The following is a 15,909-nucleotide window of genomic DNA, read 5'->3' as shown; positions in this document are numbered from 1 at the left end:
GTGGGAGCCAGCTCCCACATTTTTTTGAGCGGTGTTTACTTCTCGACGAACGCACGCTCGATCAAGTAATCACCCGGCTCACGCATCCGTGGCGAAACTTTCAGGCCGAAGCTGTTCAACACTTCGCTGGTTTCGTCCAGCATGCTTGGGCTGCCGCACAGCATGGCACGGTCGTCCTCGGGGTTGATCGGTGGCAGGCCGATGTCGCTGAACAGCTTGCCGCTGCGCATCAGGTCGGTCAGGCGGCCTTCGTTTTCGAACGGCTCGCGGGTCACGGTCGGGTAGTAGATCAACTTGTCACGCAGGGCCTCGCCGAAGAATTCGTTCTGCGGCAGGTGCTCGGTGATGAATTCGCGGTAGGCGACTTCGTTGACGTAACGCACGCCGTGGCACAGGATCACTTTTTCAAAGCGCTCGTATGTTTCCGGGTCCTGGATCACGCTCATGAACGGCGCCAGGCCAGTACCGGTGCTGAGCAGGTACAGGTGTTTGCCCGGCTTCAAATCGTCAAGCACCAGGGTGCCCGTCGGTTTTTTGCTGATGATGATCTCGTCGCCTTCCTTCAAGTGCTGCAATTGGGAAGTCAGCGGGCCATCCGGCACCTTGATGCTGAAGAACTCCAGATGCTCTTCCCAGTTCGGGCTGGCAATGGAGTAAGCGCGCATGAGCGGGCGGCCGTTGGGCTGTTGCAGGCCGATCATCACGAACTGACCGTTCTCGAAGCGCAGGCCCGGATCGCGGGTGCACTTGAAGCTGAACAGAGTGTCGTTCCAGTGATGAACACTGAGGACACGCTCGTGGTTCATGTTGCTCATGTACGGGGGACTCCTGGAAATGGGTCTGCGCCAAATGTAGTTGCGCAATTGCACAGCATTCTAATGGCGGCGACAATATCTGTTAACTGGATTATTAAGATAAGGGTTATCGGTTATATCGATATGCGATTTACTCTCCGTCAACTGCAAGTCTTCGTCGCCGTCGCCCAGCAGGAAAGCGTCTCACGCGCTGCTGGCCTTCTGGCCTTATCTCAATCCGCCGCCAGCACCTCGATCACCGAGCTGGAGCGCCAATCCAGCTGCCAATTATTCGACCGCGCGGGCAAGCGCCTGAGCCTCAACGCCCTCGGTCATCAGCTATTGCCCCAGGCAGTGGCGCTGCTGGACCAGGCCAAGGAGATCGAAGACCTGCTTAACGGCAAGTCCGGCTTCGGTTCCCTGGCGGTCGGCGCCACCCTCACCATCGGCAATTACTTGGCCACGTTGCTGATCGGCAGCTTCATGCAGCAACACCCCGAGAGCCAGGTGAAACTGCATGTGCAGAACACTGCCCATATCGTGCATCAGGTGGCGCACTACGAAATTGACCTGGGTCTAATCGAAGGTGACTGCAGCCACCCGGATATCGAGGTGCAAACCTGGGTGGAGGATGAACTGGTGGTGTTTTGCGCACCGCAACATCATTTAGCCAAGCGCGGGGTGGCAACCATGGACGAGTTGACCCATGAGGCGTGGATCCTGCGGGAACAAGGCTCAGGCACACGCCTGACCTTTGACCAAGCTATGCGCCATCACCGCAGTGCGCTGAATATTCGCCTGGAGTTGGAGCACACCGAAGCAATCAAGCGCGCGGTGGAGTCGGGGCTGGGGATTGGCTGTATTTCGCGGCTGGCCCTGCGCGACGCATTCCGGCGTGGCAGCCTGGTGCCGGTGGAAACCCCAGACCTGGACCTGGCCCGGCAGTTCTACTTCATCTGGCATAAGCAGAAGTACCAGACCTCGGCGATGCGCGAGTTCCTGGAACTGTGCCGCGCCTTCACCGCCGGGGTTCAGCGCAGCGACGAGATCGTGCTGCCGAGCATTGCCTGAGGGTTAGATCAGGATCACGGCCCAGACCAGAGTGATCATGGTCAGCGCAACGAATTGCGCGGCGCTGCCCATGTCCTTGGCGTTTTTCGACAGCGGGTGGCGGTCAAGGGAGATGCGGTCGATTGCCGCTTCGACTGCCGAGTTGAGCAACTCGACGATCAACGCCAGCAGGCACACGGCGATGAGCAACGCACGCTCGACCCGGCTCACACTCAGGAAGAAGCTCAATGGGATCAGGATCACGTTGAGCAACACCAACTGGCGGAACGCCGCCTCGCCGGTGAAAGCCGCACGCAGGCCATCCAGGGAATAGCCCCCAGCATTGAAGATACGTTTGATACCGGTTTGACCCTTGAAAGGCGACATAGACGTAGGCAACTGAACCAAAGAAGTGGGGAAACTAGATCACGCCAAGTCAAAAAAGCGTGAATCGATGACAGCTTAATGCTGCGAAATTGACTCAAGTTGTTGCAAGAGCAACGCCGCCTGGGTGCGGGTACGCACGCCGAGTTTGCGGAAGATCGCCGTGACGTGGGCCTTGATGGTGGCCTCCGATACGCTCAACTCGTAGGCAATCTGCTTGTTCAACAAGCCTTCGCAGACCATGGTCAGCACCCGGAACTGCTGCGGTGTCAGGCTGGCAAGGCCATCGCGGGCGGCCTTGGCTTCGTCGGACACGTTGATTTCTTCAAACGCTTGCGGCGGCCAGGACACATCGCCATCCAGCACCGTGCGCACAGCTTTCTGGATATCTTCCATCGCGCTGGACTTGGGAATGAAACCGCTGGCGCCAAACTCCTTGGAGCGCACCACCACGTCGGCTTCTTCCTGGGCCGAGACCATCACCACGGGGATCTGCGGGTATTGGCCGCGCAACAGCACCAACCCGGAGAAACCATAGGCGCCGGGCATGTTCAGGTCGAGCAGCACCAGGTCCCAGTCGGATTTTTCGGTGAGACGGGCTTCCAGCTCGGCAATGCTGGCCACTTCAACCAGGCGGACGTCCGGGCCAAGGCCCAAGGTCACGGCCTGGTGCAACGCACTGCGAAACAGCGGGTGGTCATCGGCTATCAGGATTTCGTATGTGGCCATTGATTAAATGATCCTGTTTTTTAGGGGTGCCCTGATCGGCGCCCAGCATGCCCAGCGTAGCCTGGAGGGTCAAGCGCTACGCCCGTGGGCATTTTAGCGGGTTGCGGGGTTGGGGTGCCATCATGCAAACGTCGTCTGGTTATACCGTCGCAATATAGGGAGCAAGGCGCGCATGAACAGTATCCGTCGGATCCAGCGGCATCTGGAACTTGGCGGCCAGGTAATGGGTGCTGAACACATCCAGGTAGGCGTCCAGGACTTCACTGGCCACCAGGTCATCGGCCAGCTCAAGGCACAGAGCAGCGACTTCGGCGGTGCAGAAGTGGTCGTCGCGCTTGGAACGGCGCAGTTTGTAGCGCGATAGCTGCTCGGGCGCCAGGCTGAGCACCGGCAAATGCTCCAGGTAGGGGCTTTTGCGGAACATTTTGCGTGCTTCGCTCCAAGTGCCGTCCAGCAAGATGAACAGTGGACGCTTGCCCTCCTCTACCTTCACCTCGCTGACGACGCGCTCAGGTGCGACGAATTCGCCGGGGAACACGATATAGGGCTGCCACTGCGGGTCGGCCAGCAGTGTGAGCAGTTCAGGATCGACCTCGGTACGTGACCAGGCGAACGCGGTGGTGTCGTCGATCACATCGGCGATCAGCCAGCCGGTATTGCTCGGTTTCATGGGTTCGACGTCGTGCATCAGTAGGCACATGGCAGACCGTGCTTCGACCTTGGGGCGCCAGGCACACAGGCAGTACTCAGGAATGACCCGGCAGCCGGGGCAGCGTTCGGCACGCGAACCACGGTTGAGGAACGGCCGGACGGCACGGGCCAGACGCTGGGTGCGCAGGCGGGAAACGGCGTGGCTCATCGGATGCGCCGGTGGGACGGGTAGATCGACACGGTGAAAACTCGTGGACGGCTGAAGTGGCGGCAGTTTACCAGCGATACGCCTGGCTGTAGTGGCAAGGGCTCACCTATAATTGCGCGCCACTGAACGCACAGCGCAGTGGCTGGTCTATGCACCAGTAACCGAATCAGGAGAGTTTCATGCTGCGTTCCATGCTGCGCCTTGTCGCCCCATCCGTCGCCCTCGCGCTGGTATTGCCCGTGTGCGCCCAGGCGGCCTCGCTGCTGGAGGCCCAAATGAACCGCAAGCTGCAAAGCGTCGCGGCTGAAAGCAACAAGGACCTGCCCCGGGAAATCGACGAAAAGACCCTGGAAGTGGCCTACACCGTTGAAGGCATGCAACTGATCGATCACCTGAGTGTCTTGCCCGACCGCGCCGAACAGATGCGCGCCAACCCCAAGGCGGTGTACTTCCAGCTCGGTCAGAGCGTGTGCCTGAACAAGGGGTACCGCGAGCTGATGGCCAAGGGCGCGGTGATGCGCTACGAAATCACTGAGAATAAGACCAACCGTCCTGTAGCCTCGGTGAAGTTCGTGGAAGCGGATTGCCCGGCACCGGCAAAAAAGAAAAAGTAACGGCTTGACCTTCGCGCGCTGCCGTCCGGTGGCGCGCACTCCCCCCGCTTCAATGTCTTCCAGGCAGCTAGACTCTGAACTGAGCGACCAATAAGTGGTTGCCAGCCAACGGTTTTCCGGCCCATGATCAAGTCATCCCAACCGTTCATCCACAGCGCTTTTCATGCTGTTCTGTAACATTTTCAGGGCAAAAGAAGGTTGCCCCCTGCGGCGAACAGCGACACAAGCAGTGTCGTCGCCTGCGGCGAAGGTGCCCTGCAAGAAGGAGAAGTTGAATGCCTTACGAACCGAATGACCGCCTGCTCCGACATTTTGAACAACACGGCACCGTCCTCACCCAGCAGGTCGACGCACAACTCCAGCTGATCGCCCCCAACAGCCCGAATATCCCCCTGTATCGCGACATGATCCTCACCGTGATGCGCATGGCCCAGGACGACCGCAACCGCTGGAACGCCAAGATCACCCTGCAAGCCATTCGCGAGCTGGACAATGCCTTTCGCGTGCTCGAACAGTTCAAGGGCCGCCGCAAGGTCACGGTGTTCGGCTCGGCTCGCACACCGATAGAAAGCCCGTTGTATGCACTGGCCCGCGAAGTCGGCGCGGCACTGGCACGTTCGGACCTGATGGTGATCACCGGCGGCGGCGGCGGCATCATGGCCGCCGCCCACGAAGGCGCGGGCCTGGAACACAGCCTGGGGTTCAACATCACCCTGCCGTTTGAACAGCATGCCAACCCGACCATCGATGGCACCGAGAACCTGCTGTCCTTCCACTTCTTCTTTACCCGCAAGCTGTTCTTCGTCAAGGAGGCCGATGCCCTGGTGCTGTGCCCAGGCGGTTTCGGCACCCTGGATGAAGCATTGGAAGTGCTGACCCTGATCCAGACCGGTAAGAGTCCGCTGGTCCCAGTAGTGCTGCTGGATGCGCCGGGTGGCGGATTCTGGCAAGGCGCCCTGGATTTTATCCGCAGCCAATTGGAAGCCAACCGCTACATCCTGCCCACCGACCTCAAGCTGGTACGCCTGGTGTACAGCGCCGAAGAGGCAGTGGAAGAGATCAACCAGTTTTATGCCAACTTCCACTCCACCCGTTGGTTGAAACGCGAGTTTGTGGTGCGCATGAATCACCCGCTCAGTGAACGCGCATTGGCCCATTTGCAAGGCGAGTTCGCCAGCCTGCGACTGAGTGGAGAGTTCCAGCAGCTCGCGTATACCGGCGAAGAACATGATGAACCGAGGTTCAGCCATTTAACGCGGCTGGTGTTCAACTTCAACGGGCGCGATCAGGGCCGGCTGCGGGAGTTGGTGGACTACATCAATTTACCGGAGAACTGGGCACAGGCTCAGGGCAAGGCGCAGCAGCGAGTGGCGCCGGAGCCGGCGTGATTTTTTGAGGCAAAAAAAAAGACCCACTATTTTCATAGTGGGTCTTTTTGTTTGTTCAGAAGATCAATCATCCATGTCACGACCGCTCAACAAGCGGCTGATCATTTCCATCGAAAACCCGCGATAGCTGAGGAATCGTCCCTGCTTCGCCCGTTCCTTGGCATCAATCGGCAGATGGCCAGAGAACTTGCGCCGCCAGGTGTCTTCCAACTGCGCCTGCCAACTGATCCCGCACTCACGCAGGGCAAGGTCGATATCAGCGCGTTGCAGGCCACGCTGGCTCAGCTCTTCACGAATACGCGCCGGGCCATAGCCCGAGCGAGCGCGATAGGAAACAAAACTTTCGAGGTATCGGGCTTCGGAAAGCAGCCCCTCTTCCGTCAAGCGGTCGAGGGCGCTTTCGATCATCTCGGGCTCTGCGCCGCGCTGACGCAGTTTACGCGTCAGCTCGACTCGACCATGCTCGCGGCGAGCGAGCAGGTCCATCGCAGTGCGCCGAACGGCGACGAGTGTATCCAGTACAACTGTCATCGTTAGATGTCAGTGTCTACTTCTTCCACTTCTTCAACCGGCTCGCGGTTGGCGGCAGCTTTCACGTCTGGAGCGGCGGTCAGCAGCTTGTCGCGAATCTGCTTTTCAAGCGTGGCGGCGATGTCCGGGTTATCTGCCAGGAACTTGGCCGAGTTGGCCTTGCCTTGACCGATCTTGCTGCCGTTGTAGGCATACCAGGCACCGGATTTCTCGACGAAACCGTGCAGCACGCCCAGGTCGATCATCTCGCCGTTCAGGTAGATACCCTTGCCGTAGAGAATCTGGAACTCGGCCTGACGGAAAGGCGGGGCCACCTTGTTCTTCACGACTTTAACGCGGGTTTCGCTACCGACAACCTCGTCACCTTCTTTCACCGCGCCGGTACGGCGGATGTCCAGACGGACCGAAGCGTAGAACTTCAGCGCGTTACCACCGGTGGTGGTTTCCGGGCTGCCGAACATCACGCCGATCTTCATACGGATCTGGTTGATGAAGATCACCAGGCAGTTGGCGTTCTTGATGTTACCGGTGATTTTACGCAGCGCCTGGGACATCAGACGGGCTTGCAGGCCCACGTGCATGTCACCCATTTCGCCTTCGATTTCAGCCTTGGGCACCAGGGCGGCCACTGAGTCGACCACGATCACGTCGATGGCGTTGGAGCGCACCAGCATGTCGGTGATTTCCAGGGCTTGCTCACCGGTGTCCGGCTGGGAAACCAGCAGGTCGTCAACGTTGACGCCCAGTTTGCCGGCGTATTCAGGGTCCAGGGCGTGCTCGGCGTCGACGAACGCACAGGTGGCGCCCATTTTCTGCGCCTGGGCAATTACCGACAACGTCAGGGTAGTTTTACCGGAAGATTCAGGACCGTAGATTTCAACGATACGGCCTTTTGGCAGGCCGCCAATGCCGAGCGCGATGTCCAGACCCAGAGAGCCCGTGGAAATAGCCGGGATCGCCTGACGGTCATGATCGCCCATACGCATTACGGCACCCTTGCCGAATTGACGTTCGATCTGACCCAGGGCCGCAGCCAAGGCTTTCTTCTTGTTGTCGTCCATTAAAGTCCTCACGTAATCAATAAGGCCGGGGCGGCCAACACCTGTATAAGTAGACAGTATTGTTCCACAAAGATCGGAGATCGCCTACCCCTGATTTTCTATTTCTGCTGCAGCTCGTCGCAACAAGCCCTCTAGCGCGGCCTTTACCGTTTGTCGGCGGACCTCGTCGCGGTTGCCGGTGAAGTGCTCAAGCTCGGCCGTGACCTCCTCGCCGACGCCGAAAGCCAGCCATACCGTGCCCACTGGTTTGTCCGGCGAACCGCCATCCGGTCCCGCCACACCGCTGACCGCAACGGCAAAACGCGCCAGGCTTTTTTCCTGTGCACCGCGCACCATCGCCTCCACCACTTCCTGGCTGACGGCACCGACTTTTGGAAACAACGTTTCCGGCACATTCAACTGGCGGGTCTTCTGGCGGTTGGAATAGGTGACATACCCCGCCTCGAACCAGGCCGAGCTTCCCGGAATCCGCGTGATGGCTTCCGCGATTCCGCCGCCGGTGCAGGACTCGGCAGTGGTGACGTGGGCATTGAGCACCTGCAAACGGCGCCCCAGTTCAGCAGCCAGTTGAGTGATTTCCTTCACGGTCGTCTCCAGTCGTGGGCGGGGGTTCGCCTACCCTACAGGAGCCAATCGCACGCGCAAGTGACGGACTGTCTCAAGACACTAACGGGCGACGGCTCGCACATACGCCTGGCAGGCACGCAAGGCAATCAGGGCGCTGTCGCCGTCGTCGGTGATGCGGATAACTCGCTGAGCATGCGCTGGGTCAAGTCGGGCTCGCGGGGCTGCATGAACCACGCTGCCGGCGGCGGTGGCGGCTGGCATTGGGCAGCCACTGGAGGCGTCGAGAAGGACTGACAGCCGCACATCAGCAGTGGCAATGCGGTCACGCAAAGCTGCTTGAGTACGTTGGGCATCGCTCAACTCCCGGGCATGTTGTTGGTCGATGGCACTGAGCTGTTGCTCAAGGGCCAGCCGTCTGTCTTGCTCGGGCCTGCTGTAGATGCAGGGCTTTCTGGGTCTGTGCGGCCGACAAGCGTTCAATCTGTGCCCCGTACCGCCACGCCTGCACCTGCCAGACAACGACCACCAGCACGCATACGCCAATCGCAACTAAGAAACGCATAACACCGCCTTCGCCCGCGCCCACAACTGCAAACGGTCCTCCAGGCCATTGAGCCCGCCGTTGATACGCCGCGTGATGGTGGTGAACTGGTCCTTGTCGGCGAGTTCATTCAAGCCATTGCTTTGCCAGAACCAGGCGGCGGATTCACAGGCCCATTGTGGTTGCTCCAGTAATTCGGGTTGTTGCAGCAAGCGATCATCGCCGAACAGCGCTTGGCTGCATGCCAGGTAGTTGCGGCGACCGGTGATCTGGATCAGCCCCCTGCCCCGGTACTTTTGGCCGTCGCCGTCCGCTTCAGGCGTATTGCCCAGGCGCGCGGCCAACGTACCGGTGTCGTACTTGCTCAAATAAGTATCGCTGCCGAGTTCGCGCACGTAGTGCAGTTCGCCGGATTCGTGGCCGATCTGCGCGAGAAAAGCGGCGGCGCGCAGCACGCTGTTGATTTCGTACCGAACAAAAGACGCATTCAACGCGGTTGAAAAAACTCCCGCCATACGGCTAGCGCCTGGAATGATTTGAATCAATTGAGGCTGCGTTATCACCACCACAGTCACCTTGAAAGCCCCCTAGGTAGACAAACCAACGTCCGTGTTAGAACTGCGATAGGCACTGACCATTCCAGCCAGGTGCAACGAACTCGCGCCCCCAGTGATTAAGAAGATCACCCAGGTACGCCAATTCGCCAGGTCGTCCTTGTGCCACCAACTGGCGATCACCGCCCCAACGAGGCCCGCAATCAACAATTCGAACCTGTCGATCTTGTCGAGCAGGCGCTGTAAATACTCCATGCGCTCGACTCCGTGGGGCATGACTTGAATTGGAACGGCCCCAGCAGCACTCCCAGCTCGGAGCAATGGGTGTGGTGGAGCCGAAAACGAAAAGGCCCCGATCATGTCGAGGCCCTGAATAGGTGCGCGGTCTTTCCCGCAGTCAGCCAAAGACCAGCCCAGCGTCGACGCCCCAATGCATCGATCTCGCCAATTCAGTCTCGCGCCACTCTGGAAGTCAGGTGTGAACAGAGCGCACGGGCTGCCGGTTTTTTTCCGTAGCGCTGCACTACCGGCTTATCAGCGTCCAGGCATCCCCCGAAGGGCCACCCTGGCTGTGGCGAGCCTGAATCAGAAATGAAAAAGCCCAGCGCGACGGCTGGGCTCTATTACGCAGGGAGGTAGAAGATCATGGAGTCCAGTAAGCAATCTTGCCGCCTGCACCAACAGCTGTAAAATTGCCGTTGCCGTAGGCGACGCTCCGGATATCGGTTCCTGCGAAAGTGTTGGCTTGCTGAACCCAACCGATCCCATCCTCGGAAACGGCTGTCTTGCCGCCGTCGCCGACAGCTACATACTTGCCATTACCGTAAGCAATGTCGCGGATGATGGTTCCACCGAAACTGGTATCTTCAACAGCAGTCCAGCTAAGCCCATCGGATGAATATGCCATCTTGCCATCCGCACCAACGATAAACATTTTCCCGTTGCAAAGCTTCATGGAAAGGATAGTGCTAGTGCCAAAGGTGCTGGTTCTGGGCGTGAATGTTTGCGGATTTTCCGTCGCCATCTTCACTGCGCTAAGCAGCTTCCCATTCGATCCCGCAACCAACACAAAACTGCCAATGACGTTGACGCAGTACACAGTCTCGCTAGAAGTGAAGGTCGTAGTGCGCTCCACCAGGCCTGACCAATCGCTATAACGGGAAAAGACTTTACCGTTAGACCCAACCAGTATCCAGGTGTAGCTGTTACCGGAAATTGGTTGATAAAACACAATGCCTTGCAAGTCTCCGGACGCGCGAACAGTTGCCGTAAGGTCTGTCCAAACCCTTTCAGGGCGTGCTGCGTCGCCGAAGATCAGATTGCCGGATTGAGAAAGGGCTTGAAGCGATACCCCAATACCGTTCCAGTACAGCTCGTTGAGGACCTTTCCGCTATCAGAGGTGACGGCGCCCTTAAGCTTGGTCCACGCTGTACCAGTTACGCCTCCGCTGACGACCTGAGTGGTTGTGTTAAGACCGTTACCACCAACCGCATAAAACTTGCCTTGCGCAAAAACCACGCGCCTAAGCATGCCGGTGTTATCCACCGGTTGTACTTGAGTCCAAAGATCTTGCAAGGTTTGAGACGCCGAGTTTGCGTTTTCCATTTTAAACTCCGTTACTGAGCTGATTTAAGTTCAGGCCTCTGGATTGGGCGTATGGCGCTCATGGGCGATTGCTCAAGGCTCGCGGCCTTCACATGATTCAGCGTCCCACATCGGGAACATTTGATCTGGAGCTCTGAAAACCCACCCGTGCGGGCGAGAAGTCGGTTGCAGTTACCGCATCTGAATTCTTTCAACATCTGCAAATTCCTTTTACTGAACCACCTTTTCCGTGTGATTGATTAGGAAGCGGCGTTACATTCGCCGCCCTCTCACACCCACCTACATACAGGTCCGTAGACGGCGGCATGCCTGCGGGATCTTTGAGCAGAGACAGTCCGAGGTAAAAGTTCTGGGTGAAGGATACAATCCAAGTGTCATAGTCCGTTTCCGCGCTGGTGAGCACGGAAGGTGCCGCGACAATCGCGGTGGGCAGGTCACATTGATCGGGCGGCAGGCCCCAGCGGTTATCCAGGGCCAAATCCATCAGTCGGCTGGCCAGGTCGCAGGCGTCAAAGGGCGCCGAGCCACTGACGACCGTAGCCCTGAGTGAAACCGACAAGGCATGCGCCTTGCGCCCGGCAAGGGAGCGAACGCCCGGGCCATTGCGCTCCACGCTGATCACGACCCGTAGTTGTGGGAACGCGCGCTTCAGCGCGTCGCCAATCGCCACAGGCAGTTGGGAAGGTTTTTCGAGAAGTGTCATCTGCTTGCATCCTTGCAGCGGTTACTGCTGATCCGGGCGAGAGGTTGGGGTCTCGTTGACCCCGATGCGCTTGGCCGCCCAGCGTTCATAAAGGCCGATGGCCACGTCCGCACCGGCCATGGCCGTCAGGCAGCCAATGGCGCCAGCGGTCCAGATCGACATGCCGGCGGCGTAGCACAGCATCAATGCCGAGACTCCGCAGACCATGCATGCCCCGGACCGCAGCGCCAGGCGCCGGATCAGTGACCAACCACGGGCGCCCTCCTTGTCGGCGCGCCACATTTCGCCGGATACACCGCCAATCAGCGCCAGTACGATCACCAGCCAGATAGGCATTTCCGCTAACGCTTGCTGCTCGTTTGTCATGTCACGCCTCCTGGCTGAGCACTACCGGCACGGGGCCGGCTCTTGGGTAAATCCATGGGTAGGTAGGCATTCCAAAAAGCCCGGTTGCCCGGGCTTTTCAGTAATACGGTCCTCAGTCGATCTTTCGGCGCTACTGGCGCGGTACGGATCTTTCCTCGATGTTTTTCCGACCACGATCCCTGTCTGCCGGATAACTGCTTCTGGTGCTTTACGCTGCACACCCGGGTCAGTTGCCAACCCTCTGAACCGTTAAGGCCGGTTCATCGCTGCCTGTTTGTTAAGCGGTGAAACTAAAGAGCGTCGGCATCCTTGCCGGTGTTGCTGGCGTCCTTGCCATCGCTCGGATGGCGTCCTTGCCGGTGCTGCGTGACTTCCTTGTATTGACTGGCAGCATCCTTGCCGCCTCCACCAGGCCTGGTTGGCTGGCTTGAGATGGAGAATATGCATGTATGCATATACAGTCAATGCACAAATGCATTTATTTTCAGATAGCAAATGCATGAATGCATTCTCAACCTTATGGGCAGCGGGTTTGGTGATTTTTCACAGGCGAAAAAAACCCGCTCGTTGGCGGGCTTTGTCTTACAGAAGGAGGTTAACGAGCGTACATACCCCACCAGAACACATGACCCAAGATGCTGATCTGCTCATCCTGGATATCCTGGAAGCTGTAGTCTTCATCCGGGTGTTCATCGCGATTGAAACTGCGTAGGCGAATCCCGGAAGGCAGGCGGTAGAGCTGTTTCACCCGCAATTGGCCGTTGTGGTTGATGGCATACAAGTCACCATCGACGATGTCGCCAATGCCACTCTTGCCCGCATTCACCCCGACTGTCGCGCCATCGCGCAGCACCGGCAACATGCTGTTGCCGCGTACCGTCACGCACTTGGCCTGGTCGAACTGCACACCGTTATGTCGCAGGCTGCGCTTGCCGAACCGCAGACTGGCCTTCTCGCTTTCCTCGATGACGAATCTTCCTGATCCAGCAGCCAATTCAACCTCGCGCAGAAAGGGGATCGACACCTCGTCGTCATTGACGGGCGTGTCATCGTCCCACAGGCTTATGTCCTTGAGTTCCGAATGCATCGGGTCGCGCCCGTCCTCCCGCGAAACGCCCACCGCTGCGCGCCCGCGCAGTTGATCGGTGCTCACACGGAAGTACTCGGCGATGCGGGAAATGTGCTTGTCCGACGGATCAACGATCTTGCCGCTGAGGATCCGAGACAGCGTGGATTGAGGCACGCCGGTACGCCGGTGAAGCTCCGTGGGGGAGATCCGGTCGCGGTCCAGCAGTTCGCGTAAGACGATAGAAACGTTGCGTTTTTGCATAACGGGGATAGTGACGGGAGATTTTGGGGTTGGCAAATGCTAATTTGCATTATTTATGCAAACTCGATGCATTTCCTGGGCTATTTCAAGTGGGGTGATGTGGACTGCGAACGGCAGACCTCGCGTGTTAACCTTGCGCCCATCGCAAAATCGCAGGGCGGAATGCCCCACCTTTGCCCCACTCCTTTCAACGAATTTGCCTACGACCCAATGAGTAAAACCACTTCAGACCTGTCCTCCCACACCCCAATGATGCAGCAGTACTGGCGCCTCAAGAACCAGCACCCTGATCAGTTGATGTTCTACCGCATGGGCGACTTCTACGAGATCTTCTATGAAGACGCGAAGAAGGCCGCCAAGCTGCTGGACATTACCCTGACGGCGCGTGGGCAGTCGGCGGGGCAGTCGATTCCGATGTGTGGGATTCCTTACCACTCGTTGGAAGGTTACCTGGTCAAGCTGGTGAAGCTGGGCGAGTCGGTGGTGATCTGTGAGCAGATCGGCGACCCGGCCACCAGCAAAGGGCCGGTGGAACGTCAGGTGGTGCGCATTATTACGCCGGGGACGGTGAGTGATGAGGCGCTGCTGGATGAGCGTCGCGATAACCTGATCGCGGCAGTGTTGGGCGATGAGCGTCTGTTTGGCCTGTCGGTGCTGGATATCACCAGCGGCAACTTCAGCGTGCTGGAGATCAAAGGCTGGGAGAACCTGCTGGCCGAGCTGGAGCGTATCAACCCGGTTGAGCTGTTGATCCCGGACGATTGGCCGAAGGATTTGCCGGCGGAAAAACGCCGTGGGGCCAAGCGTCGTGCGCCGTGGGATTTTGAGCGTGACTCGGCGCTGAAAAGTCTGTGCCAACAGTTTTCAGTGCAGGACCTTAAAGGCTTCGGTTGCGAGACCCTGACCCTGGCCATCGGTGCCGCCGGTTGCTTGCTGGGCTATGCCAAGGAAACCCAGCGCACCGCCTTGCCGCATTTGCGCAGCCTGCGCCATGAGCGTCTGGACGACACCGTAGTACTCGATGGCGCGAGCCGTCGCAACCTGGAGTTGGACACCAACCTGGCCGGTGGACGTGATAATACCCTGCAATCGGTGGTCGACCGTTGCCAGACCGCCATGGGCAGCCGTTTGCTGACCCGTTGGCTGAACCGCCCGTTGCGCGACTTGAGCGTGCTGCAGGCGCGTCAGACTTCTATTACTTGCCTGCTGGACGGCTATCGCTTTGAAAAGCTGCAGCCACAGCTCAAGGAAATCGGTGATATCGAGCGCATCCTGGCGCGGATCGGCCTGCGTAATGCGCGTCCGCGTGACTTGGCGCGCCTGCGTGACGCCCTCGGTGCCTTGCCACAATTGCAAGCGGCGATGACCGAACTGGACACACCGCACCTGCAACAGCTCGCAGTCACCGCCGGTACTTACCCGGAACTGGCGGCGTTGCTGGAAAAAGCCATCATCGACAACCCGCCCGCAATCATCCGTGACGGCGGCGTTCTGAAGACCGGTTACGACAGCGAGTTGGACGAACTTCAAGCTCTGAGCGAAGACGCCGGGCAGTTCCTGATTGACTTGGAAGCCCGCGAAAAAGCCCGTACCGGCCTGGCCAACCTGAAAGTCGGCTACAACCGTGTGCACGGCTACTTCATTGAGTTGCCGAGCAAGCAGGCCGAGTCGGCCCCCATCGACTACCAACGTCGCCAGACACTGAAAGGCGCCGAACGGTTTATCACCCCAGAGCTGAAAGAATTCGAAGACAAGGCACTGTCGGCCAAGAGCCGTGCCCTGGCTCGGGAAAAGATGCTCTATGAAAACCTGCTGGAAGACCTGATCAGCCAGTTGGCACCGCTGCAGGACACCGCCGCCGCCTTGGCTGAGCTGGATGTGCTGAGCAACCTGGCCGAGCGCGCGCTGAACCTTGACCTGAACTGCCCGCGTTTTGTCAGCGAGCCGTGCATGCGCATCGTGCAAGGTCGCCACCCGGTTGTAGAGCAGGTATTGACCACGCCGTTCGTCGCCAATGACCTGTCGCTGGACGACGATACCCGCATGCTGGTGATCACCGGTCCGAACATGGGCGGTAAATCCACCTACATGCGTCAGACCGCTTTGATTGTGCTGTTGGCGCACATCGGCAGCTTTGTGCCGGCGGCCAGTTGCGAGCTGTCCCTGGTGGATCGCATTTTCACCCGGATCGGCTCCAGCGACGACCTGGCCGGTGGCCGTTCGACCTTTATGGTAGAAATGAGCGAGACCGCCAACATCTTGCACAACGCCACTGAACGCAGCCTGGTGCTGATGGACGAAGTGGGTCGCGGCACCAGCACTTTCGACGGGCTGTCCCTGGCCTGGGCGGCGGCCGAGCGCCTGGCGCATCTGCGTGCCTATACGTTGTTTGCCACCCACTATTTCGAACTTACCGTGCTACCGGAAAGTGAACCGCTGGTGGCCAACGTGCATCTGAACGCCACTGAGCACAACGAGCGCATTGTGTTCCTGCACCACGTGCTGCCGGGGCCGGCCAGCCAGAGTTACGGTCTGGCCGTGGCCCAACTGGCCGGTGTGCCGAATGACGTGATCACCCGCGCCCGCGAACACCTCAGCCGCCTTGAAACCACGGCCCTGCCCCATGAAACCGTGGTCGCCAGCCCAGCCAAAGCCTCCAGCAAACCGGCCGCACCGCATCAGAGTGATATGTTCGCCAGCCTGCCCCACCCGGTGCTGGATGAGTTGGCAAAGCTTGACCTGGATGACTTGACGCCGCGAAAAGCGCTCGAAATGTTATATGCACTGAAGACTCGGATATAACGCTGACGCTTGCAAGCTGGTAGACTCTCG

General features: G+C 58.9%; 17 protein-coding genes and 2 pseudogenes. 4 read left to right on the top strand and 15 right to left on the bottom strand.

Going from position 1 to position 15,909, the window contains the following annotated elements:
* Positions 1 to 35 precede the first annotated feature (35 nt).
* Positions 36 to 815 carry a ferredoxin-NADP reductase gene (gene fpr / locus AYR47_RS13190; protein WP_003189055.1) on the bottom strand — a complete coding sequence of 260 codons (780 nt, stop codon included), beginning with the start codon at positions 813 to 815 and terminating at the stop codon, positions 36 to 38.
* A gap of 123 nt (positions 816 to 938) precedes the next feature.
* Between fpr and AYR47_RS13185 the strand changes: the two genes are divergently transcribed.
* Positions 939 to 1,865, top strand: coding sequence for a LysR family transcriptional regulator (locus AYR47_RS13185; protein ID WP_003189054.1), 927 nt, complete (start codon positions 939 to 941; stop codon positions 1,863 to 1,865).
* 3 nt (positions 1,866 to 1,868) lie between these two features.
* On the opposite strand, the gene AYR47_RS13180 is transcribed toward AYR47_RS13185, so the two are convergent.
* The 3 genes from AYR47_RS13180 to AYR47_RS13170 form a co-directional block, all read right to left on the bottom strand.
* Positions 1,869 to 2,231, bottom strand: coding sequence for a diacylglycerol kinase (locus tag AYR47_RS13180; RefSeq protein ID WP_034096172.1), 363 nt, complete (start codon positions 2,229 to 2,231; stop codon positions 1,869 to 1,871).
* 75 nt (positions 2,232 to 2,306) lie between these two features.
* The gene (erdR, locus tag AYR47_RS13175; protein WP_003189050.1) at positions 2,307 to 2,957 is read right to left on the bottom strand and encodes a response regulator transcription factor ErdR; all 651 of its coding nucleotides are present in this window, start codon (positions 2,955 to 2,957) and stop codon (positions 2,307 to 2,309) included.
* A 139-nt stretch (positions 2,958 to 3,096) separates the two neighbouring features.
* On the bottom strand, positions 3,097 to 3,816 hold the full coding sequence (locus AYR47_RS13170) for a tRNA-uridine aminocarboxypropyltransferase (protein ID WP_061435492.1): 720 nt from the start codon (positions 3,814 to 3,816) through the stop codon (positions 3,097 to 3,099).
* Positions 3,817 to 3,995: 179 nt separating this feature from the next.
* On the opposite strand from AYR47_RS13170, the gene AYR47_RS13165 reads away from it, so the two are divergent.
* Positions 3,996 to 4,430, top strand: a complete 435-nt coding sequence (locus AYR47_RS13165; protein WP_016977934.1) for a PA3611 family quorum-sensing-regulated virulence factor — start codon at positions 3,996 to 3,998, stop codon at positions 4,428 to 4,430.
* A gap of 275 nt (positions 4,431 to 4,705) precedes the next feature.
* Positions 4,706 to 5,818 (top strand): TIGR00730 family Rossman fold protein, encoded by a 1,113-nt coding sequence (locus AYR47_RS13160; RefSeq protein ID WP_061435491.1) that lies wholly within the window; start codon positions 4,706 to 4,708, stop codon positions 5,816 to 5,818.
* A 63-nt stretch (positions 5,819 to 5,881) separates the two neighbouring features.
* Here the strand turns inward: AYR47_RS13160 and recX are convergent, their stop codons facing one another.
* From recX to AYR47_RS13110, 11 genes and pseudogenes are all read right to left on the bottom strand, one after another.
* Positions 5,882 to 6,349, bottom strand: a complete 468-nt coding sequence (recX, locus tag AYR47_RS13155) for a recombination regulator RecX (RefSeq protein ID WP_033899922.1) — start codon at positions 6,347 to 6,349, stop codon at positions 5,882 to 5,884.
* Between the two features lie 2 nt (positions 6,350 to 6,351).
* A complete protein-coding gene (recA, locus tag AYR47_RS13150) occupies positions 6,352 to 7,410 on the bottom strand; it encodes a recombinase RecA (protein ID WP_010170065.1) in 1,059 nt (352 codons plus the stop codon).
* Positions 7,411 to 7,494: 84 nt separating this feature from the next.
* A complete protein-coding gene (locus AYR47_RS13145) occupies positions 7,495 to 7,995 on the bottom strand; it encodes a CinA family protein (RefSeq protein ID WP_033899920.1) in 501 nt (166 codons plus the stop codon).
* A gap of 81 nt (positions 7,996 to 8,076) precedes the next feature.
* Positions 8,077 to 8,539: pseudogene (locus tag AYR47_RS13140) on the bottom strand (lysis system i-spanin subunit Rz).
* Complete coding sequence (locus AYR47_RS13135; RefSeq protein ID WP_033900004.1) at positions 8,527 to 9,084, bottom strand: glycoside hydrolase family 19 protein; 558 nt, start codon at positions 9,082 to 9,084, stop codon at positions 8,527 to 8,529. Before AYR47_RS13135 ends, AYR47_RS13140 begins: the two are co-directional and overlap by 13 nt.
* Positions 9,085 to 9,141: 57 nt before the next feature.
* A pseudogene (locus tag AYR47_RS13130) lies at positions 9,142 to 9,327 on the bottom strand (MFS transporter); the annotation flags it as partial.
* 388 nt (positions 9,328 to 9,715) lie between these two features.
* Complete coding sequence (locus tag AYR47_RS13125) at positions 9,716 to 10,678, bottom strand: hypothetical protein (RefSeq protein ID WP_033899916.1); 963 nt, start codon at positions 10,676 to 10,678, stop codon at positions 9,716 to 9,718.
* An 11-nt stretch (positions 10,679 to 10,689) separates the two neighbouring features.
* Positions 10,690 to 10,875: a zinc finger domain-containing protein gene (locus AYR47_RS32040; protein ID WP_082461604.1), complete on the bottom strand. Its 186-nt coding sequence runs from the start codon at positions 10,873 to 10,875 to the stop codon at positions 10,690 to 10,692.
* The gene (locus AYR47_RS13120; protein ID WP_033899914.1) at positions 10,869 to 11,381 is read right to left on the bottom strand and encodes a hypothetical protein; all 513 of its coding nucleotides are present in this window, start codon (positions 11,379 to 11,381) and stop codon (positions 10,869 to 10,871) included. Before AYR47_RS13120 ends, AYR47_RS32040 begins: the two co-directional genes overlap by 7 nt.
* Before the next feature lie 21 nt (positions 11,382 to 11,402).
* A complete protein-coding gene (locus tag AYR47_RS13115) occupies positions 11,403 to 11,747 on the bottom strand; it encodes a phage holin family protein (protein ID WP_016977943.1) in 345 nt (114 codons plus the stop codon).
* Positions 11,748 to 12,342: 595 nt separating this feature from the next.
* Entirely contained in the window at positions 12,343 to 13,077 is a 735-nt protein-coding gene (locus AYR47_RS13110; protein WP_010212723.1) for a LexA family transcriptional regulator, read from the bottom strand.
* 210 nt (positions 13,078 to 13,287) lie between these two features.
* On the opposite strand from AYR47_RS13110, the gene mutS reads away from it, so the two are divergent.
* Positions 13,288 to 15,879: a DNA mismatch repair protein MutS gene (mutS, locus tag AYR47_RS13105; RefSeq protein ID WP_061449423.1), complete on the top strand. Its 2,592-nt coding sequence runs from the start codon at positions 13,288 to 13,290 to the stop codon at positions 15,877 to 15,879.
* Positions 15,880 to 15,909 lie beyond the last annotated feature (30 nt).

The sequence above is a fragment of the Pseudomonas azotoformans genome (genome assembly GCF_001579805.1).
Classification (GTDB): Bacteria; Pseudomonadota; Gammaproteobacteria; order Pseudomonadales; family Pseudomonadaceae; genus Aquipseudomonas; species Aquipseudomonas azotoformans_A.
The sequence above is the reverse complement of the archived record's forward strand: the minus strand, read 5'-3'. Positions and strand labels throughout refer to the sequence as shown.